The 19,465-nt window shown below is 54.6% G+C and carries 19 protein-coding genes; 15 read left to right on the forward strand and 4 right to left on the reverse strand.

The window, feature by feature from the left end; translation table 11 throughout:
- The first annotated feature begins 33 nt into the window (after window positions 1-33).
- The 3 genes from E2H98_RS16565 to E2H98_RS16575 all read left to right on the forward strand — a co-directional run bounded on the left by E2H98_RS16565 (window position 34) and on the right by E2H98_RS16575 (window position 4,446).
- Window positions 34-810, forward strand: coding sequence for a TatD family hydrolase (locus tag E2H98_RS16565; protein ID WP_133592328.1), 777 nt, complete (start codon window positions 34-36; stop codon window positions 808-810).
- A gap of 97 nt (window positions 811-907) precedes the next feature.
- Window positions 908-2,686 carry a GspE/PulE family protein gene (locus E2H98_RS16570; RefSeq protein WP_133592330.1) on the forward strand — a complete coding sequence of 593 codons (1,779 nt, stop codon included), beginning with the start codon at window positions 908-910 and terminating at the stop codon, window positions 2,684-2,686.
- A gap of 485 nt (window positions 2,687-3,171) precedes the next feature.
- Window positions 3,172-4,446, forward strand: coding sequence for an NAD(P)/FAD-dependent oxidoreductase (locus E2H98_RS16575; protein WP_133592332.1), 1,275 nt, complete (start codon window positions 3,172-3,174; stop codon window positions 4,444-4,446).
- Window positions 4,447-5,006: 560 nt separating this feature from the next.
- On the opposite strand, the gene E2H98_RS16580 is transcribed toward E2H98_RS16575, so the two are convergent.
- The 4 genes from E2H98_RS16580 to E2H98_RS16595 all read right to left on the reverse strand — a co-directional run bounded on the left by E2H98_RS16580 (window position 5,007) and on the right by E2H98_RS16595 (window position 9,004).
- On the reverse strand, window positions 5,007-5,663 hold the full coding sequence (locus E2H98_RS16580; RefSeq protein ID WP_133592334.1) for a hypothetical protein: 657 nt from the start codon (window positions 5,661-5,663) through the stop codon (window positions 5,007-5,009).
- Between the two features lie 383 nt (window positions 5,664-6,046).
- Window positions 6,047-6,442, reverse strand: coding sequence for a hypothetical protein (locus E2H98_RS16585; protein WP_157591430.1), 396 nt, complete (start codon window positions 6,440-6,442; stop codon window positions 6,047-6,049).
- A gap of 75 nt (window positions 6,443-6,517) precedes the next feature.
- Complete coding sequence (locus E2H98_RS16590; RefSeq protein ID WP_133592336.1) at window positions 6,518-8,188, reverse strand: glutamine--tRNA ligase/YqeY domain fusion protein; 1,671 nt, start codon at window positions 8,186-8,188, stop codon at window positions 6,518-6,520.
- Between the two features lie 156 nt (window positions 8,189-8,344).
- A complete protein-coding gene (locus E2H98_RS16595; protein ID WP_133592338.1) occupies window positions 8,345-9,004 on the reverse strand; it encodes a DUF4097 family beta strand repeat-containing protein in 660 nt (219 codons plus the stop codon).
- Window positions 9,005-9,168: 164 nt separating this feature from the next.
- On the opposite strand from E2H98_RS16595, the gene E2H98_RS16600 reads away from it, so the two are divergent.
- The 12 genes from E2H98_RS16600 (at window position 9,169) to trpB (ending at window position 19,463) form a co-directional block, all read left to right on the forward strand.
- On the forward strand, window positions 9,169-10,026 hold the full coding sequence (locus tag E2H98_RS16600; RefSeq protein WP_133592340.1) for an SPFH domain-containing protein: 858 nt from the start codon (window positions 9,169-9,171) through the stop codon (window positions 10,024-10,026).
- 27 nt (window positions 10,027-10,053) lie between these two features.
- Window positions 10,054-10,512, forward strand: a complete 459-nt coding sequence (locus E2H98_RS16605; protein ID WP_133592343.1) for a cytochrome c oxidase subunit II — start codon at window positions 10,054-10,056, stop codon at window positions 10,510-10,512.
- A complete protein-coding gene (locus E2H98_RS16610; protein ID WP_157591431.1) occupies window positions 10,509-11,468 on the forward strand; it encodes an alpha/beta hydrolase in 960 nt (319 codons plus the stop codon). Before E2H98_RS16605 ends, E2H98_RS16610 begins: the two co-directional genes overlap by 4 nt.
- Window positions 11,461-11,652 (forward strand): Arc family DNA-binding protein, encoded by a 192-nt coding sequence (locus E2H98_RS16615; protein WP_133592347.1) that lies wholly within the window; start codon window positions 11,461-11,463, stop codon window positions 11,650-11,652. The genes E2H98_RS16610 and E2H98_RS16615 overlap by 8 nt, the downstream gene beginning before the upstream one ends.
- Window positions 11,645-12,070: a DUF4019 domain-containing protein gene (locus tag E2H98_RS16620; protein WP_133592349.1), complete on the forward strand. Its 426-nt coding sequence runs from the start codon at window positions 11,645-11,647 to the stop codon at window positions 12,068-12,070. Before E2H98_RS16615 ends, E2H98_RS16620 begins: the two co-directional genes overlap by 8 nt.
- A gap of 11 nt (window positions 12,071-12,081) precedes the next feature.
- Window positions 12,082-12,279 (forward strand): DUF4177 domain-containing protein, encoded by a 198-nt coding sequence (locus E2H98_RS16625; RefSeq protein ID WP_133592350.1) that lies wholly within the window; start codon window positions 12,082-12,084, stop codon window positions 12,277-12,279.
- A gap of 444 nt (window positions 12,280-12,723) precedes the next feature.
- Window positions 12,724-13,737: a 3-deoxy-7-phosphoheptulonate synthase gene (aroF, locus tag E2H98_RS16630; protein WP_133592352.1), complete on the forward strand. Its 1,014-nt coding sequence runs from the start codon at window positions 12,724-12,726 to the stop codon at window positions 13,735-13,737.
- Complete coding sequence (locus E2H98_RS16635) at window positions 13,737-15,311, forward strand: anthranilate synthase component 1 (protein ID WP_133592354.1); 1,575 nt, start codon at window positions 13,737-13,739, stop codon at window positions 15,309-15,311. The genes aroF and E2H98_RS16635 overlap by 1 nt, the downstream gene beginning before the upstream one ends.
- A complete protein-coding gene (locus E2H98_RS16640) occupies window positions 15,304-15,891 on the forward strand; it encodes an anthranilate synthase component II (RefSeq protein WP_133592356.1) in 588 nt (195 codons plus the stop codon). The genes E2H98_RS16635 and E2H98_RS16640 overlap by 8 nt, the downstream gene beginning before the upstream one ends.
- Window positions 15,888-16,898 carry an anthranilate phosphoribosyltransferase gene (gene trpD / locus E2H98_RS16645; protein ID WP_133592358.1) on the forward strand — a complete coding sequence of 337 codons (1,011 nt, stop codon included), beginning with the start codon at window positions 15,888-15,890 and terminating at the stop codon, window positions 16,896-16,898. Before E2H98_RS16640 ends, trpD begins: the two co-directional genes overlap by 4 nt.
- The gene (trpCF, locus tag E2H98_RS16650) at window positions 16,888-18,276 is read left to right on the forward strand and encodes a bifunctional indole-3-glycerol-phosphate synthase TrpC/phosphoribosylanthranilate isomerase TrpF (RefSeq protein ID WP_157591432.1); all 1,389 of its coding nucleotides are present in this window, start codon (window positions 16,888-16,890) and stop codon (window positions 18,274-18,276) included. The genes trpD and trpCF overlap by 11 nt, the downstream gene beginning before the upstream one ends.
- Window positions 18,276-19,463: a tryptophan synthase subunit beta gene (gene trpB, locus E2H98_RS16655; protein WP_133592362.1), complete on the forward strand. Its 1,188-nt coding sequence runs from the start codon at window positions 18,276-18,278 to the stop codon at window positions 19,461-19,463. Before trpCF ends, trpB begins: the two co-directional genes overlap by 1 nt.
- Window positions 19,464-19,465: the final 2 nt, after the last annotated feature.

Raw genomic sequence — 19,465 nt, forward strand, 5'->3', positions numbered from 1 at the left:
TAATCAAACGCAATAGTGTTGATTGGCACATTCATGGAACTGTTCGATAGTCATATTCATTTCGATTATTCACCGTTGGCCGAGCATGCTGGCGAGCTGATCCATGAATGCAAAAAACAGCATATCCAACATTGGTTGGTGCCCGGTACGACCTTTGAGCGTTTTCCTACGATTACCGCGTTTGTTCGTCAGCATCCGGAAATGTATTTGGCTTTGGGATTGCATCCGTATTACCTGAAAGAACACCAGCCTTCACATCTGGCGGCATTGCCGGCATGGGTAGAACGGGAAAAGCCGATTGCTATCGGCGAAATTGGTCTCGATTATTATCTTGAGGATTTGGATAGAGACGAACAGCAGCGTTTGTTCGAAGCGCAACTGAATATCGCCACTGAATTCCAATTGCCGGCCGTTGTACATGTGCGTCGCGCCCATGATCCGGTCATACAAACCCTGCGCAAATTGAAATTTAAGCAGGGCGGAATTGTTCATGCCTATGCCGGTAGCCTGGAGCAGGCTCGACAGCTGATCGATTTGGGCTTTTGTCTCGGCTTTGGCGGCGCGATGACTTACGACGGTTCACGCCGGATTCGTCAGGCGGCGGCCGAGTTGCCACTGGAAACGATTGTGCTGGAAACCGACGCGCCGGATATGAAACCTGCTGACTGGCCCGGTGAGCACAATTTGCCGACCAGTCTCGCCAAAGGTTTCGCTACCCTCTGTGAATTGCGCAAGGAAACGCCCGAGCAAATTGCCGCGCAAACGACCGCCAATGCCAAACGGGTATTTCGGCTCGAATCTTGCCAATAATGCGCAACTGATGGCAGCGAAATCGCGGGGCTGGGTATACAATCGTTCAGCATTGAGTTTTGCCAATGCACCATTGGGTGCATAACACGGAGCAACTATGGCGGTAGTGACCGGACAATCGATCAGCACCAGACCCATGATGGCCATTGAGCTGCTGGAGATGCTGCATCGCAAGGGCATGATCAACGAGCAGCAGGTGCAAACCGCCAAGCTGCGCATTCGCTCAGGTAGCGCCGAGCCGGCGATTGCCCAGGTCGCGAAGCTGAACCTGAAATCCCTGCCACCGCCGCATCATGTGCTGTCGCCGGAGTACCTGACTGAATGGGTCGCCGGTGAATTCAACGTAACCTATTTCCGACTCGACCCGCTGAAAATCAATGTCGATGCCGTTACCGCGGTGATGTCACTGGCATTTGCCCAGCGCCACAAAATTCTCTGCGTCGAAGTCGGCGCCAATCATGTCGTGGTTGCCACCGCCGAACCGCATTTCGCCGACTGGATTCCGACGCTGCAACACACGATACGCAAAGAAATCCGTTTGGTGCTGGCCAATCCGCTGGCGATACATCGTTATCAAACCGAGTTCTATCATTTGTCGCGCTCGGTCAAAGGCGCGTCGGTTGAAGGCTCTGATTCGAAAGTCGGCAACTTCGAGCAATTGGTCGATTTGTCGCGTGCTGGTGAAGTCGATGCCAACGATCAGCATATCGTGCGCATCGTTGATTGGTTGCTGCAGTTTGCGTTCGATCAACGTGCATCCGATATCCATATGGAACCTCGCCGCGAAAAGGCGATTGTTCGTTTCCGTATCGATGGTGTACTGCAGAAAGTTTATGAGATGCCGTCGGCCATTGGTCAGGCCGTGCTCGCCCGTTTCAAAATTCTCGGCCGTATGGACGTCGCGGAAAAACGTAAACCGCAGGATGGCCGCATCAAATCCCGTACGCCCGATGGTTTGGAAGTGGAGCTGCGTTTATCAGCGCTGCCGACCGCGTTCGGTGAAAAGCTGGTCGCCCGTATTTTCGACCCGAATGTGCTGGTGAAAAAATTCGCTGACTTAGGCTTGGAGCGGCAAACCGAGAAAAAATGGCTGCAGTTGATCAGCAACTCGACCGGTATTGTGCTGGTCACCGGCCCGACCGGTTCCGGTAAAACCACCACGCTGTACACCTCGCTAAAACATCTGGCGACGCCAGAAGTCAACGTTTGCTCGGTTGAAGACCCGATCGAAATGGTCGAGCCGGCATTCAACCAAATGCAGGTTAACCACGATATTGATGTGACGTTCGCCACCGGCGTGCGCGCTTTGTTGCGTCAAGACCCGGACATCATCATGATTGGTGAGATCCGCGATCTGGAAACGGCGGAAATGGCCATTCAGGCATCACTGACCGGTCACTTGGTGCTATCGACCTTGCACACCAACGACGCCGCTTCTGCCGTAACCCGTTTGATTGATATTGGCGTGCCGCCGTACATGATCAATGCCACGGTGTTAGGTGTCATGGCTCAGCGGCTTGTGCGTATTCTGTGCCCGCATTGCAAGGTCGAGGCGAAACCGGACAGCAAGAAATGGAAGGAGCTGGTGCATCCTTTTGATCTGCCGATCCCAGACGTTATCTATGTACCGAAAGGCTGTCATGAATGCCGCGACACTGGCTATCTCGGACGGCAGGGCATTTATGAAATGCTGATGATGACACCTTCGATTCAAAAACTGGTTCATCCCAATTGCGATGTCGCTCCGATTCGTAACCAAGCCCTCAAAGAAGGTATGCATTTATTGCGCATCAGTGGTGCCTATAAAGTGGCTGGGGGCGCAACGACGATAGAGGAAGTGTTGAGGGTGGCACCGCCGCTGGAGCAATTGGGTTGATCAGGGATTGTTCGTTGTTGTGCTGAACGCGCGAGCTTTGAGCGGATTTCGATTTTTACGAATGCCGGTTCTCGGACCGGCGACCGAAGTGCTTTCTCTTGTTCGCGCAAGAGAAAGTACTCAAAGAGAAGCGCGCCCCGACAGCGCCAGAATGGTTTTGCTGCTTCGACAAGGTAGTTCCGTCAACAAGCATTCTCCGGCTCGGGCCGCACTGACGCGGCATCCATGCCTTATCAGTGCTATGCCAGCACCCCGGGGCTTCGCAGAGCTCAGCCCGTTCGCGCGGCGCGAAGTACATTGGTACTTCACTATTTACCCGCGCGAACCCCAGCTGGCGTACCCGGCCTACGAACGCTTGTTGCCGGCTGGCGCTAACGGGGGCCCCGCTTTTTCTTTTCGATACCGTCAGCTCCGATAAAAACAAGATAGCTCGAAGAAATGTCTCTTCGGTAAAATAAACCAGCACTCATAAGAATGAACCAGGTATGTCTGAATCGCTGAATAACATTTACTACCGCGCTACCGCTGGCGAGTTCTCTGCATCTGCACTCGACAACTCAATCGATGTGGATGTCTGCATTATTGGCGGCGGGTTCGCCGGTCTTGCGACGGCATTAGGTCTCGCGGAACGCGGCCAAACCAATGTTGCTTTACTCGAAGCCGAGCAGATTGGTTTTGGCGCCTCAGGGCGCAATGGCGGATTTGTATTTGGTGGTTTCAGTCTCGGCGGGGCGGAGCTAATCAAATCGGTTGGCTTGCAACATGCACGCGAGTTGTATTGCGGTACGCTGGAAGCGGTAGAAACGATACGCCAGCGCGCCAAGCGCTACCAGATTGATTGCGATATCAATGATTCCGGTGTGCTGCTGGCCAACTGGTTCGATGATGACAAGCTGTTGCGCGAGATTCAGTCGTTCATGGCGGATTCGTTCGAGGTGGATTGGCAGTGGGTTGAGCGTGACAAACTGCGTGAGCAACTGAAAACCGAGCGCTATTTCGGTGCGCTTTGGGAAAAAAATGCTTTTCATTTTCATCCGCTGAAATATGCCCAGGGCTGCGCCAGGGCCTTGCAGCAAATGGGCGTGCAGGTTTACGAAAATTCGCGCGTTACCCGCATCGAACAAACCAACGGTCGCTATCAAATTCATACAGCCAGCGGCACGGTCAACGCGAAAACACTGGTGGTCAGTTGCGGCGGCTACCTGAATAATCTGGTGCCGAAATTTGCCCGCTCGGTGATGCCCATTGCTACCTACGTGATGGTTACTGAACCACTTGGTGAGCGCCTGCAGGAGTTCGTCAATACTGGTTGTGCCATTTACGACACGCGTTTTGCGTTTGATTACTATCGTCCACTGCCGGATACCCGTCTGCTTTGGGGCGGTCGGATTTCGATTCAGGATCGTGCGCCGGAGCAAGTTTCGCATTTGCTGCGCAAAGATATCGCCAAGGTCTATCCGCAGTTAGCCAATGTGCGTATCGATTATGCCTGGAGCGGCATGATGAGCTATGCCCGCCACCAGATGCCACAAATCGGTCAGGCAAAAGATGGTGTGTGGTACGCAATGGGCTTTGGCGGTCATGGTGTGGGCCCAACAACGATGGCCGGTGAAGTCATCGCCAAAGCATTAACGGGTGAAGCGAAAGTGCCTTGGGGATTCAGTCGATTTGGATTGCAATCGACGTATGGATACGCCGGGCGTTTGGCGGCGCAGGCGACGTACTGGTGGTTGCAGGCGAAGGATTGGTGGAAGCAGTGAATATACGCAAACCTTATTCGTGTCTTTTGCTGTCGTTTCTTCTCGTGAGTGGCTCATCAGTCGTGTACGCGAAATGTGACACGTTAGCGTATGAATTCTTTGGCACCGTAACGTCAGAATTTGGCGACGCGCTAACGGGAGTTCCGGTTGCCATTCGTTATGTCGATTGGCGAAAGGAAAGTGTCTTGGTTTCAACAATGACTGATTCTACCGGTCAGTTTGAGTTTGCAGTGCCGTTTTACACGTATTCCGGCAGAGCCTTTTGGGGCACAAACTATTCATGTGATCTTCGTTTGACTGCAATAACGATTGAGACGAGTTTGCAGGGGTATAAAAATTATCAAGAGTCGATATCAATAAGCTCAACGCACACTCGCCATGACATTTCGCTTTTGGTGCAGAGATAGACCGCGCAGAGGAACTAATGTTTACGTGGTAAATATCCGGCATGAGCATCCTGGTGAAAACGTGAATCAAGTGAAACGGGTAGTATCCTGGATACCCGCCTTCGCGGGTATGACGCAAAAAAAGTATTATTCAACTCGTCCACTGAATAATTTCTACTGCATCTCCGTCGCATCCATTCCCGACAACCGCTCTTTATACCGTCGCAAGAATTCCGATTTAAACGTAAATGGGTCCGGCACATCGCGCGTTGAATGTACGTACTGACGCAGGACAATGCGGGCAATATCTTTCGCGGCGCTTAAGGAAATGTAATGCGTGGCATTGCATTGCTGGAAAACTTGTTCGATGGAGGCGTCCATTTCCTGCAGGCACTCATCCATTTCCATCGAGAATTGCGAGCGGGCGGAATGGAATTGTTTGATCGATTCGCTTTGTTTTTGTTGATTCGGATGTTCACTGATCAGGCGTATTGCCAGGTAGTCGTAAAACGAAGGCTTCAGGCGCAAGCGCTGAAAGGTTTGCAGCATACTGAGCTGTACGGTGTGACTGCCACCGGTGAACGACAGATGATAGGCGGTATCGGCCAGCAGTTTCTGGCTTTGGTAGGCTTCGGGTTCGTCTTTGATTCCGGGGCTACGATCGACCTGGATCAGTAGCTCATTTGGTGGCATGCGCTGAAACAGTTCGGCGCAGATTTTTGCGGCCTCGGGGATCAGGTGCAGAGCCATTTCTTCGGCACGGTGCTTCAGCCACAAGCGACTGATGCGGTTGATGGATGCCGAGTGGGAATAATCGGTGAGAGTGGCCAAGATCATGTCCTTTGGGCAGACAGCTACGACAGGCACAGGCCTATTATTAGCGTTGCTGTGGATCTTCCAATGTGAACCATTCGACAAAATCTCCGCAAAATCGGAATTTTGACACGCCGAGCTTTTGACGGTTTCTCGATATAGCCAAACGACGTAAAAATAACCGTTTGATTATTAAAAGGAATATCTTTTGGCCGTCAAAAAGGCTGTCTTCCGAGAGCTGAGCGTAGCTGGAATTCTTTTCTCGTCAAACGGTGGGGAGGGGCACAGAGCGGAATGTGATATCGACGCAACGGTCATAGCACCAAATGGCGCGCCCACTTCCGTGTGGGCGGTGATGATGGCGACGTGGTCGTCACCAACCAGAGAAGGCTGAGAGGGGATTAGTTGTAAGGATTACGGGCCTGGTCTTCCCAGTAGTCCGATTCGGCATCGTCCAGGGATTCTTCCCAGCCAGCGCGAGAACGCTCATCTTCGTCCTCGTCTTCATCCTCATCTTCGTCGTCTTCGTACTCCTCGTCATCCTCGTCGTAGTCGTACTCGTCGTCCTCATCCTCGTCTTCGTCGTCTTCATCCTCGCCGTCGTAGTCGTCTTCGTCCTCGTCATCATCTTCGTACTCGTCGTCTTCGTCGTCGTACTCATCGTCGTCGTAGTCGTCGAATTCGTCTTCTTCGAGGTCCTCGTCGTACTCGTCGTCTTCAAGGTCTTCGTCGTCTTCGAAGTCGGCCAGATCTTCCAAGTCTTCGAATTCATCGTCTTCGTCATGGCGAGGCGGCATGGCAAGTCTCCTGTTGAGTCGTTGTTCAGCCGGTTTTCGGCCGGCTGTGTTGAATTGGGGGTGGGTCAACCGACCTTAACGTTTGTCTAGCTTAGCAAAAGAATCTTTCAAGCCAATAGTCCGGTTGAAAACCAGTTTTTCGCCGCTGTGTTCAAAGCGGTCGGCAACAAAATAGCCTTCACGTTCGAACTGGAAACGGTCTTCCGGTTTGGCTTCGGCCAGCGATGGCTCGACTCTTGCGTGTTCGATGACCACCAGCGAATCGGGGTTCAGCGCCGATTTGTAGTCGTCGAGTTCCCAGGGCCGGCTTTCGGTAAACAGGCTGTCATACAAGCGCACGGTGGCTGGCTTGCTGTGGCTGGCGCTGACCCAGTGCACGACGCCTTTGACCTTGCGGCCTTCCGGGTTTTTACCAAGCGTGTCCATATCGACCGAGCCGCGCAGCTCAACGATGTCACCGGCTTCGTTTTTGATCACTTCATCGCAGCGGATGACGTAGCTGTTGCGCAGGCGCACTTCGCCACCAGTGACCAAGCGTTTGAAGTCTTTGTCGCCGACTTCGCGGAAATCGTTCTGGTCGATGTAAATCTCGCGGGTCATGAACAGTTTACGGTTGCCAAGCTCCGGCTTTTGCGGATGCGCCGGAGCCGACAGCTCATCGATGCGCTCGGCTGGCCAATTGTTCAGCACGATTTTCAGCGGATTGAGTACGGCCATCGCACGGGCAGCGTTCTGGTCCAGATCTTCGCGTACGCAGGTTTCCAGTTGCTGCAATTCCAGCACCGAATCCTGTTTGGTGACGCCAACCCGTTCGCAGAATACGCGCAGTGAGTTCGGTGTTACGCCGCGACGGCGCAGGCCCATCAGCGTTGGCATGCGCGGATCATCCCAGCCGGACACAACACCGGACTGCACCAGATCATTCAGCTTGCGTTTCGAGGTCAGCATGCCTTCCAACTGCAGTCGGGCGAATTCGATTTGCTGCGGATGGCAGGGCACCGAAATATTGTCGAGCACCCAGTCGTACAGCGGCCGGTGATCTTCGAATTCCAGCGTGCAGATGGAGTGGGTGATGCCTTCCAGCGCATCGGAAATGCAGTGGGTGTAGTCGTACATCGGGTAGATGCACCAGGCATCGCCAGTGCGCCAGTGATGAGCGCGACGAATCCGGTAAATCACCGGGTCGCGCAGATTGATGTTCGGCGAGGCCATGTCGATTTTGGCGCGCAGCACGCGGCTGCCGTCCGGAAATTCGCCAGCGCGCATGCGACGGAACAGGTCAAGGTTTTCCTCAACGCCGCGGTCGCGGAAAGGGCTGTGTTGCCCCGGCTCGGTCAGGTTGCCGCGCATCGCCCGCATTTGTTCCGGTGTGCTGTCATCGACATAAGCGAGGCCTTTCTGAATCAGCTCTTCGGCGTACAGATAAAGCTGCTCGAAATAATCGGAGGCGTAGCGCTTTTCACCATGCCAATGAAAACCGAGCCATTCGATGGCTTCGGCAATTGAGTTGGCGTACTCAATACTTTCTTTTTCCGGGTTGGTGTCGTCGTAACGCAGGTTGCAGAAACCCTGGTAATCCTTGGCGATCCCGAAGTTCAGGCAAATGCTTTTGGCATGGCCGACATGCAGAAACCCATTCGGCTCCGGCGGAAAACGGGTGACCACCTGCTGGTGTTTGCCGCTGGCCAGATCGTTATCGATGATTTGCCGAATGAAATTGCTGGGTTTGACCTCGGATTCGCTCATGACCGTCCATCATTGGAAAAAAACGGCGGACATTGTAGCTGACTGGCGAAGGGGACTCAAAACTGGCGGAGCCGAGAAAACGGCGAAGATTCATCAACAAAAGCATGACGCCGGGCAGCGGACTGCACCAGCGTCATGGCTCGGGAAAGAACGGGTTTAGTTTTTGTACTTGTGCTCGATGTTGCCGACTTTCGCCGCCGGGTCGAGCTGCAAATCGACCTCACGCTCCAGCACGATGCCGCCGATGATTTCGACATTGGCGCCGATGATCACGGTCGGCTTTCTGTCGTCGCAATCGAAGAAACACCAGCCGCCTGGCTTCTTGATCGTCAGCTTGCCGTTGACCTTGGTGGCACCGGTCAGCTCAACCGGACCGTTGACGGTTTCGATATTGCCTCCCACCTGGACGCCGTTCAGATAAATCTTGCCGTTGACGTTGTCGATATTCTCGCCAATGGTCGAGCCGTTGTTGAGGCTGATGCCGCCATTGACCGAGTCGATGCTGCGCTCAATCTTCACGTTCTCGCCGCCTTTGAAGCCGCCGTTGACGGTATCGACATTGATGGCCGAGGAACCATCACCAAGGCTGATGCCGCCGTTAACGGCGTCGATCTTGCCGACCCGGCTGTTCTTGCCGACCCGGATGCCGCCGTTGACGGTATCGACATTGCCGACTTCCGCGTTATCGCCAATGGTGAAACCACCGTTGACCGAATCCATATCACCCATCCGTCCGCCATCCGGAACGTTGGTGCCGGCGATGGCGGCAGTGCTCAGCAGCGATGAAAAGGCGATGACCAGCGGGAGTGCTTTCATTGTCTGTATCTCCAAAAGTGGGGTTTCTTCGTCTGTGGTGTAGGCCACTGTAGACATCAGACGCATGTCATCCCGTTTGGGTTTGAAACAGCATATTTCTGTCACTTGACAAGATGATATCAAAATAATATCAATATGCAGACAGTCCCAAGGAGAGCACGTCCATGACCAAAGAAATCACCCGTCAATACCCATCCGGCTACGCGATGCTCGGTATTTTGCTTGTTCTGCAAATCGTTTCGATTGCCGCGGTCGTGTTGATGCCGCCGGTGATCAAGGTGGTCGCGGCGCTGGTCGCGATTGTCGTGTTTATCTGCTGGTTCGGGTTTTTCCTGATCAACCCGAATGAAGGCAAGGTGCTGCAGTTGTTCGGCGATTATGTCGGAACCTGCCGCGACCCTGGCCTGCGTTGGGCCAATCCGTTCTACAGCAAACACACGGTCAGCTTGCGGGTGCGCAACTTTGAAAGCTCGAAGCTGAAGGTCAACGATTCGCACGGTAACCCGATTGAAATTGCTGCGGTCGTGGTCTGGCGTGTCGTCGACACCGCTGAGGCGATGTTCCAGGTCGATGATTACGAGAATTTCGTCAGCATTCAAAGTGAAGCGGCCGTGCGTAACCTGGCGACCACCTATCCTTACGACCAGCACGAAGACGGCGAAACTGCGTTGCGTAGTCACGCCGTGCAAATCGCTGATGAGATGCGCAAAGAGATTCAGGATCGCCTGGAAACCGCCGGTGTTGAAGTGATTGAAGCGCGTATTTCGCACCTGGCTTACGCACCGGAAATTGCCAGTGCAATGTTGCGCCGTCAGCAGGCTACCGCCGTTATCGCCGCGCGTACCAAAGTCGTCGAAGGCGCGGTGACGATGGTGCAAATGGCGCTGGAGCAATTACGCAAACAAGGCGTGGTGGATTTGGATGAGGAGCGCCGGGCCGCGATGGTCAGCAACTTGCTGGTCGTGCTCTGCTCCGAACATAACACCCAGCCGGTGGTCAATACCGGTACCTTGTATAGCTAAACATTCGGAAAGGCGAAGGAAGGAATCATGACGCACAAGTTTGCCATGCGACGTTCAGTGCTGGTGCAGGTGTTAATCATTGTGCCGATGGTGTTGATCATTCTGGCACTGGCATTGACCGGCCATTTTTCCGGCGGCATCGAAGGCCAGTCTGACAATGAACTGACCAGTACGCTGATTGCCGTGCTGATTTTGGTTGCCGCCAGCCTGCTCAGTCTGTTCATGCTCAATCATGTGCGTTATGAAGTCAGCGGTCAGGGTGTGGCGATATTTGTCGGGCCGTTCCGTCTCGGTATTCACTGGAAAGCGGTTCGTGATATCCGGCTCTATCGATTGCCGATGGCTAAGCAGCCATACGGCGTTGCCGTGCATTTCAGGCAGCATGGGCTGACCCGCCGAAAAATCCTGATGCCGGAAAATGTGCAAGCGCTGCACGACGTGCTGCAACAACAATGGCAGCACTATCAGCAGGAGCAAACGCGATGAGAACATTCGTTTTAACCATGGTTGCTCTGCTGGCAATTATCCCGTCTGCGCAAGCAGAAATGTTCCGTTCGCAGCCGATGCAGCTTAGTCGCAATGATGTCACGTTGCACGGCACGTTCGAGCAACCGTTGACGACCAAGCCGACGCCGGTGGTGTTGATCATCGCTGGTTCCGGCCCGACCGACCGCAACGGCAATAATCCGCTGATTCCCGGCAGCAACGATAGCCTGAAGCAATTGGCGCAAAGTCTCGCCAGCCAAGGTATTGCAACGCTGCGTTACGACAAGCGTGGCATAGGTGAAAGCAAACAGGAAAACCTGCAGGAAGCGAACCTACGCTTTGAAACCTATGTCAATGATGCCGCCGCCTGGCTCGCTGAGCTGGAGCGTCGTGGTTACAAGCAGCGCTACGTTATCGGTCATTCTGAAGGTGGCTTGATTGCGACGTTGGCGGCGCGTTTGCAAAAAGTGGATGCGGTCATTCTGTTGTGTGCGGCCGGTCGCCCAGCCGATCAAATTATTCGCGAACAATTGACCAGCAATGCCCCGCATCTGGTCGACGACGCCACTCGTATCATGAATGTGTTAAAGCAAGGTCAGCTGGTTGCGAAAGTGCCGACCGAACTTGCCTCATTGTTTCGCCCCAGTGTGCAGCCCTATTTACAGAGCTGGTTTCGCTATGACCCGGCTCGCGAAGCCGACCAATTGGGCACTACCGTTTTCAGCCTTTCCGGCGCAACCGATATTCAGGTCGGTGCTGAAGATGCAACGCGTTTGGCTGAGCAAAACAACATCCGTCATCGCGAAATTCCCGAAATGAATCATGTGCTGAAGCATGTCGCTTCGAAAGACACCGCTGCTCAGCAAAATGCCTACACCAATCCTGTCGTGCCGCTAGCGCCGGAGCTGGTGCCGACCCTTGCCCAATTTATTTTGGGAGGCAAAGCGCGTGAGTAAAAAGGCGTTCGCCTTGCGCGTGGATGGACAGGTGCTCGAAGCGATGCAGCGCTGGGCCGATGACGATTTGCGTAGCCTGAATGCGCAAATCGAATTCGTGCTGCGCGAAGCCCTGCGCAAGAATGGACGCATGAAAAAACCAAACGTGGATGTACTGATAGAGAAGGGGAGTGGTGATGAATAAGTGGATGACAACGATCTGCAGCATGATGTGCTTTCTGCTGGCTGGAATCAGCAATGCCGAAATGACCGTGCAAGCGAACGATGAGGCGGTTGCGGCCGCTACCCAATGGCTGCAGAAAGTTGACGCGAAACAGTTGAAGCAGGCTTACGACAGCAGTGGCAAGCTGATGCGTGAGGCGGTGGATGTTGAAAAGTGGTCAGCCGCGGTCGAGGGTGTTCGGCAACAGGCAGGTGAAATGCAATCCAGAGCATTGAACTCGGTGACTGCACATGAATCCTTTCCGGGTTTGTCAAATGGCGATTACATGGTCGTTGTATTCAACACCAAATTTGCCCATAAACCCGCAGCAATAGAGACCTTAAGTTTTCAGCGCGAAGACGATGGCCAGTATCGGGTAATCGGCTATTTCGTTCAGTAAGGGAGAGCAACGTGGCTGCACAGAAGTGGGAATACAAAACCTTGGAAATTGGCGAGGTGTCGTTCTGGTCCGGAAAGCTGAAGACCGAGGAGTTGACCAAGCAGCTGAACAACCTCGGGCAGATCGGTTGGGAGCTGGTCAGCATCACACCAACAGGATACGCCAAGGTCGGTGCAAGTCTGGTCGCGGTGCTGAAACGCCCGGCCTGAGTGCTTATGAACTTTTTGCTGCGACTGAAATTCTGGCTTGACACTGACCAGTCGAGCCGATAACTTCGCCAACCATGAACGCGAAAAACCTTTCTGCACATAAAGCCTGGCGCTGGTGGTGGCTACCATCCGCGGGCCTGTCCATGTGTGGAAATCGGTGTGCAGCTTAAGTTTAATCGCGCAACCAGACTCCCAAAAGGCCCGCTCAAAGCGGGCTTTTTTGTGACCAAAATTTGGATGAAAGATAAATGAATTCAATCACTTACCCAACTATCACGAACCAATGCTGGCATTGGTGGTGGCAGGTCTGCGGACGCGGGCAGGGGACGTGTTGGCCGGAATAAACCGGCTGGAACACCGGAACCAGACAAGGCCCGCACTGTGCGGGCCTTTTTGTTTATTCGTTTTTGATTTGTTGATTAAACCCTTGTTAGGAGAACCAAAATGATTGTTGTACTGAAGCCTGAAGCAACCGAAAACGACGCGATGCGTCTGATGCAGCGGATTGAGGAGCGTGGCTTGAAGCCCTTGTACCTGCCTGGTGTCGAGCGGGTGGTGTTGGGGGCGCTTGGCGATGAGCGGGTGCTGGCCGAGTTGAACCTGGAAAGCGAGCCGTTGGTTGAGTCAGTCAAACCGATTCTGACCCCGTACAAGCTGGTCAGCCGCGATATGCGCGGTCATGACACCGAAGTGAAGATCGGCAAGGTAAGCGTTGGCGGTGAGCGGGTTGTGGTCATTGGCGGGCCGTGTGCGGTTGAAAGTGAAGATCAGCTGCGGGAAACCGCGTTCGCGGTCAGAGAGTCCGGCGGTGTCGCTTTACGTGGCGGTGCCTACAAGCCGCGCAGTTCGCCTTATAGCTTTCAGGGGCACGGCGAAGAGGGGCTGAAGCTGCTGAAGCAAATTTCCGGCGAAACCGGCCTACCAACCGTCAGTGAAGTGATGGACACCGCCGATTTGCCGTTGTTCGTTGATCATGTCGATTGCCTGCAAATCGGCGCCCGTAACATGCAGAACTTCCGTTTACTCAGCGCCGTTGGCGATACCGGTATGCCGGTCGTGTTGAAGCGCGGGCTTTCCGCGACCATCGAAGAACTGATGTTGGCCGCCGAATACATTCTGGCCCGTGGCAACAACAACGTCATTCTTTGTGAACGCGGCATCCGTACCTTTGAAACGGCAACACGCAATACCCTTGATTTGAATGCTGTCGTTTACCTGAAACAGAAAACGCACTTGCCGGTTGTGGTTGACCCTTCACACGGTACCGGCATTCGCGAGCTGGTGACACCGATGGCGCGTGCAGCGATTGCCTGTGGCGCTGATGGCGTGCTGGTCGAAACCCACCGCAATCCGGCGCAGGCGCTGTCCGATGGCAAGCAATCACTGACGCCGCCGCAGTTCCTGCAAATGGTGCGCGAGCTGCGCACAATTGCCGAAGCCGTCGGGCGGACGCTGTGATGAGCGATTATCGTTTCATCAAACGGCAGATGCCGCCGATTGAGCGTGCCGTCGACGTGTTTGCGGCACTGACCGATAGCGGCCGTACGCCAGGTTCGGTGCTGCTGGAAACCGCCGATGGTTTGACGCCGGAGGCCGGCAAAAGTCTGTTGCTGTTGTCGCCGTGTTTGCGCATCGATGGTTTCCTGAACGAAATCCGGGTGCGGGCTCTGACCAGCAATGGCCGTCAGTTGCTGCAGCGATTGAGCACGTTGAGCGAAACAGCGATCAGCGGTAGCGGCGATGAATTGTCACTGCCACTTTCGGTAGCGAACTCAGCAGAAAACGAGCAGCAACGTTTGTTGCAGGAGCCAACACTGAATCTGTTGCGCAGCTTGTTGAGCCAGCTTCACGCTTCACACGCTGACGAAGCAAAACTGTTCATGCTGAGCGGCATTTTCAGTTTTGAAACGATTCGTTTGTTCGAGCAACTGCCGGCGCTGCCTGGTGAACAGGATAAGCCATTGTTCACCTTGTTCCTGCCGGAGTTGGTGTTGCAACTGCCGCGAGCGGGTCAGTCGGTCAGTGCTTATGCGCTGGTTACCGAAGGCGAGCAGAGCGCGCGCATCGAAAATGACATGAGCCGGCAATTGGTGGCGTTATCGGAAACGCTGCGCCACGTCAGCAAGCAGGAAACACCAGCAGGCGCAGCGGCCGTCAATGTCGAAATCGATATCGCGGACGAAGCATTCGAGCGACAAGTACAAAAGGCACAATCGCATTTGCAGGCAGGCGATGCGTTTCAGATTGTCATTTCCCGCCGTTTCTCATTGCCGTGTGCCGATGCCCTGCAAAGCTATCGCGTGCTAAGGCAGGAAAATCCCAGTCCCTATCTTTTTTACGTCAACACCGGCGACTACACACTGTTCGGTGCGTCTCCGGAGTCGGCGGTAAAAGTCGATGGCGTAAGCCGCGAAATCGAAGTTTGCCCGATAGCCGGCACCCGCGCCCGCGGCCGTAATGTCAGTGGCGAAATTGATGCCGATTACGATGCCCGTATTGAGGCAGATTTACGCGCCGATGAAAAAGAAATTGCCGAGCACATGATGCTCGTCGATTTGGCTCGCAACGATGTCGCACGTATCGCGGCGCCTGGTACCCGCCGGGTCAAACAATTACTGACCGTTGAGCGCTATTCGCGGGTGATGCACCTGGTGTCACGCGTCGCCGGCACGCTGAAGCCCGGACTTGATGCATTGCATGCCTATGCCGCTTCGATGCCTATGGGCACGCTTTCAGGTGCGCCGAAATTGCGTGCGATTGAAATCATTCGTCAACTGGAAGGCAAACCGCGTGGTGCTTACGGTGGTGCAGTCGGTTATCTGAATGGCCAAGGCGATATGGATACCGCCATCATCATCCGTGCGGCAGTCGTGCGTGACGGCAAGGCGACGGTGCAGGCTGGCGCAGGCGTTGTGTTGGCTAGCGATCCCGCCGCAGAAGCGGATGAAACCCGGCGCAAAGCCGAAAGTGTGTTGCGTGCCATTTATGGCGCCAGTCTTGCTGCTAATGGCAGGAGCGGAAATCATGCGTGATATCTTGCTGATCGATAATTTCGATTCGTTTACCTACAACCTCGTCGAAGATTTGAGCTGCCTGGGCGCCAAGGTTGAAGTGCAGCGCAATGATCGGCCTCTCGAATTCTTGTTGCAGCGTTTGCAGCAGATGCATGATCCGTTGATTGTGTTGTCGCCAGGACCAGGCACACCGGAAAACGCCGGTGTCTGCATCGAGTTGATTCATGCGGTAAAGGGGCGTTATCCACTGCTCGGTATCTGTTTAGGGCATCAAGCACTGACGGTCGCGTTTGGCGGCGTTGTTGATCGCGCACCGAAGCCACTACATGGCGAACGCTCGCTCGTGCAGTTAAAGCCGGATGCCTTGTTTGAAGGTTTGCCATCGCAGGTGCGGGTTGGCCGTTATCACTCGTTGTTGGCGACCAAGTTACCGAATGAGTTGAACACCATCGCCGATGTCGATGAGCTGGTTATGGCGATCCGTCATCAGCAACACGCGCTGGTCGGTTTACAGTTTCATCCGGAATCCATCTTGAGCACGCATGGCCGGGTCATGCTGGGTAATGCGTTGCAAACGCTGAAGGAGAAAGCCGCATGAACGCTGCACTGGATCAGCTCTGTCGCGGCGAATCGCTGAGCGGGCAACAGACCCAGGAATTCTTCGCCAACGTGGTTAGCGGCGATTGCGAGCCATTGGAGTTGGCCGCGATGCTGGTTGCCCTGCGCTGCAAAGGCGAAACAGCCGAAGAAGTGTATGGCGCAGCCCGTGCCTTGTTGGCCGCCGCTGAACCGTTTGCCACGCCGGATTACGACTTTATCGATTGCTGTGGCACCGGCGGTGATGGCTTGGCAACGCTGAATGTTTCTACCGCAACGGCATTTGTTTTGGCGGCGCTGGGTGTGCCGGTGGCCAAGCATGGCAATCGCGCGGTCAGTTCAAAAAGCGGTTCCACTGATGTGCTGAAAATTCTCGGCATTCCGTTTGATGCTCGGCCTGCGCGTTCGCGGCAATTGCTCGATAATTTGCAACTGGCATTTTTGCATGCACCGCAGTATCACGCTGGCGTCAAGCATGCGATGCCGGTGCGTCAAACATTGAAAGTTCGTACGCTGTTCAATCTGCTTGGCCCGATCATCAATCCAGCGCGGCCGAATTTGCGTTTGATTGGTTTGTATGATGCGCGTTACCTGAAACTGGTTGCCGAAACCCTGCAAAAGTTGGGCGTTGGTCGTGCGCTGGTGGTCAATGGCGAAGTCGATGAAATCGCTGTGCATGGCGAAACGCAAGTTGTCGAATTGCGTGACGGAGAATTGAAGTCCTGTACGATTACCCCTGAGCAGCTTGGTTTACCGCGCTACCCGGTTTCCGCGATTGCCGGCGGTGAGCCGGAATACAATGCTGAAGCCTTGCTGCAGGCTTTGGCCGGCAAAGGATCGGAAGCCTATCGTGCCGCGATAGCTGCCAACGCCGGCGCTGGTTTGTATTTGGCTGGCAAAGCAGACAGCTTGAAGCGTGGTGCCGAGTTTGCCATGGCTGCGTTGCAGGACGGTGTTGCCGAAACCTATCTGCAACGTTATTTGAATGAGGTGCGCGATGCCGCTTGAGCTGCAAGGCGTGCTGGCCGATATTTGCGCCAACAAGGCTGCGGAAGTGGACGTCCTGCTCGCGAGTAATATCGACTTCAAACGAGCAAGCGAATTTGGGCCAGTGCGCGATTTTTATGCGGCACTGTCTGCGCCTGGCAAACGCTTCATCATGGAGTGCAAGCGGGTGTCACCGTCACAAGGTACGTTGCGTGCCAGTTTTTCCTTGACTGAAATCGCCGCCGCTTATGATGGCATTGCTGATGTCGTCTCGGTGCTGACCGATGAGAAATATTTCGGCGGCCACTTGTCGCATTTACGCGAAGTGCGTCAGCGCGTATCGGCGCCGGTATTGCGCAAGGATTTTGTGTTGAATCCAATCCAGGTACGCGAAGCCTGGGCTCATGGTGCGGATGCCGTGTTACTGATGTTGTCGGTACTTACCGACGCGGAGTACCGCCAATGTGCTGCCGAAGCGGATGCGCTCGGTTTGGGCATTCTGACCGAGGTGCATACCGAAGCTGAGTTGCAACGAGCGTTGACGTTGAACGCCCGAGTCATCGGTATCAATAATCGCGACTTGCGCAGCCTGCAAATCGATTTGGCGACTACCGAAAAATTGGCGCGGCTGATTCCGGCTGACCGGATTGTCGTCAGCGAATCCGGTATTCGCGATCACGATGATGTAAAGCGATTGGCGCCCCATGCGAAAGCGTTTTTGGTCGGTAGCTCGTTGATGAGCAGCGACTCCGTGGCGTTGGCGGCGCGCGAATTGGTGTTCGGCAAGGTGAAAATCTGCGGCTTGACCCGGCCACAGGATGCCGAAACAGCTTTCAAGGCGGGCGCCGTTTATGGCGGTTTGATTTTCGCCGAAGGCTCGAAGCGAAAAATCGAACCGGCGCAAGCAGCAAACATCATGCATGCGGCGCCGCTGCGTTATGTGGGTGTGTTTGCCGGCCAAACGATTGACGAAATTTCCTCGCTGCAAACCCAGCTGGGATTGCATGCCATTCAATTACATGGCGATTATTCGCTGGCGCAGGTGCAGGCCGTTAAGCAGCGCTGCCCTCAGGCAGAAGTCTGGCAGGTGCAGCGCATTACCGAGCAAGACCGGGTCGAAACGATCATCGCTGATCGCTTGTTGCTCGATAGCGGTCATGGCGGTCAACTTGGAGGTAATGGCACCCGCTTCGATTGGCGTTTATTGCAGCATGCACCAGACGCAAAACGGTTGGTACTCGCCGGTGGTTTGGCGCCAGAAAATATCAGTGAGGCAGCTGCTACCGGTGTTGGCATACTCGATGTCAATTCCGGTGTCGAGCGCGCGCCCGGTATCAAGGATTCCCAGAAACTGACGCAGCTTTTTCAAGGCTTGCGTACTAATCAAGAGAGTGTGTGATGAACCCACAAGCAACCCGATTCGGAGAATTTGGCGGTCAGTATGTGCCGGAGTTGTTGATGCCGGCACTGGATCAATTGGCCGAGGCATTTCACGCGGCGCAAAATGATCAAGCATTTCTCACTGAGTTGAATGCGCTGCTGGCGGATTTCGCCGGCAGGCCAACACCGCTGTACAAATGTCGACGATTTCTCGTTGACTCACCCATCAGTGTGTATTTGAAACGCGAAGATCTGCTGCATGGTGGCGCTCATAAAACCAACCAGGTGTTGGCGCAGGCGCTGCTGACCAAGCGCATGGGCAAGCAGCGTGTTATCGCAGAGACCGGTGCCGGCCAGCATGGTGTCGCAACGGCGCTCGCTTGTGCTTTGCTCGGTCTGGAATGTGTCATTTACATGGGCGCCAAAGACGTGCAGCGCCAGCAAATGAATGTGTTCCGCATGGAGCTGTTCGGCGCCAAGGTGATTCCGGTGACTGCCGGTTCCGGCACCCTGAAAGATGCCGTCAATGAAGCTCTGCGCGATTGGGCCGCAAGTTTTCAAACCACGCACTATCTGCTCGGTACGGCGGCAGGTCCGTATCCATTCCCGCTGATGGTGCGCGAGTTTCAGCGCGTTATCGGTCGCGAAGCGCGCGAGCAGATTCTAAAGCAGCTAGGCCACTTGCCCGATGCCGTTGTCGCCTGTGTCGGCGGCGGTAGTAACGCCATCGGAATTTTTTCCGATTTTGTCGACGACAAAGGCGTCAAACTGATTGGCGTAGAGCCGGGTGGTGAAGGCATCGCCAGCGGCAAACACGGCGCAACGCTGTGCGCCGGTACGCCGGGTATTTTGCATGGCGCGTTTACCTACGTGATGCAAAACAACGATGGCCAAATTGAAGAATCGCACTCGGTATCCGCTGGTCTCGACTATCCGGCGGTCGGTCCTGAACACGCTTACTTGAAATCCATTGGTCGCGCCGAGTATGTCGCGATTGATGATGAGCCGGCGCTGCAGGCGTTCAAGCGTTTATCGAAAGAAGAGGGCATCATTCCGGCGCTGGAGTCTTCCCATGCGCTGGCGCATGTCATTCGGATGGCGGAAACGGCAAACAAGCCGCTCAATGTCATCGTCAATCTGTCCGGACGCGGCGATAAGGACTTGAATCATGTGCGCGCCATTTTGGCTGAGCGGGGAGAGCTTTGATC

The organism is Permianibacter aggregans, from assembly GCF_009756665.1.
Classification (GTDB): domain Bacteria; phylum Pseudomonadota; class Gammaproteobacteria; order Enterobacterales; family Permianibacteraceae; genus Permianibacter; species Permianibacter aggregans.

Bases quoted from the DNA above. Each gene is read 5' to 3' on its own strand.
- trpCF (WP_157591432.1), top strand. From the start codon at position 16,888: ATGCCGCTTGAGCTGCAAGGCGTGCTGGCCGATATTTGCGCCAACAAG.
- E2H98_RS16585 (WP_157591430.1), bottom strand. From the start codon at position 6,442: ATGCCGCCTCGCCATGACGAAGACGATGAATTCGAAGACTTGGAAGAT.
- trpD (WP_133592358.1), top strand. From the start codon at position 15,888: ATGAACGCTGCACTGGATCAGCTCTGTCGCGGCGAATCGCTGAGCGGG.
- E2H98_RS16635 (WP_133592354.1), top strand. From the start codon at position 13,737: ATGAGCGATTATCGTTTCATCAAACGGCAGATGCCGCCGATTGAGCGT.
- E2H98_RS16605 (WP_133592343.1), top strand. From the start codon at position 10,054: ATGACGCACAAGTTTGCCATGCGACGTTCAGTGCTGGTGCAGGTGTTA.
- E2H98_RS16565 (WP_133592328.1), top strand. From the start codon at position 34: ATGGAACTGTTCGATAGTCATATTCATTTCGATTATTCACCGTTGGCC.
- aroF (WP_133592352.1), top strand. From the start codon at position 12,724: ATGATTGTTGTACTGAAGCCTGAAGCAACCGAAAACGACGCGATGCGT.
- E2H98_RS16570 (WP_133592330.1), top strand. From the start codon at position 908: ATGGCGGTAGTGACCGGACAATCGATCAGCACCAGACCCATGATGGCC.
- E2H98_RS16575 (WP_133592332.1), top strand. From the start codon at position 3,172: ATGTCTGAATCGCTGAATAACATTTACTACCGCGCTACCGCTGGCGAG.
- E2H98_RS16620 (WP_133592349.1), top strand. From the start codon at position 11,645: ATGAATAAGTGGATGACAACGATCTGCAGCATGATGTGCTTTCTGCTG.
- trpB (WP_133592362.1), top strand. From the start codon at position 18,276: ATGAACCCACAAGCAACCCGATTCGGAGAATTTGGCGGTCAGTATGTG.
- E2H98_RS16595 (WP_133592338.1), bottom strand. From the start codon at position 9,004: ATGAAAGCACTCCCGCTGGTCATCGCCTTTTCATCGCTGCTGAGCACT.
- E2H98_RS16600 (WP_133592340.1), top strand. From the start codon at position 9,169: ATGACCAAAGAAATCACCCGTCAATACCCATCCGGCTACGCGATGCTC.
- E2H98_RS16640 (WP_133592356.1), top strand. From the start codon at position 15,304: ATGCGTGATATCTTGCTGATCGATAATTTCGATTCGTTTACCTACAAC.
- E2H98_RS16610 (WP_157591431.1), top strand. From the start codon at position 10,509: ATGAGAACATTCGTTTTAACCATGGTTGCTCTGCTGGCAATTATCCCG.
- E2H98_RS16590 (WP_133592336.1), bottom strand. From the start codon at position 8,188: ATGAGCGAATCCGAGGTCAAACCCAGCAATTTCATTCGGCAAATCATC.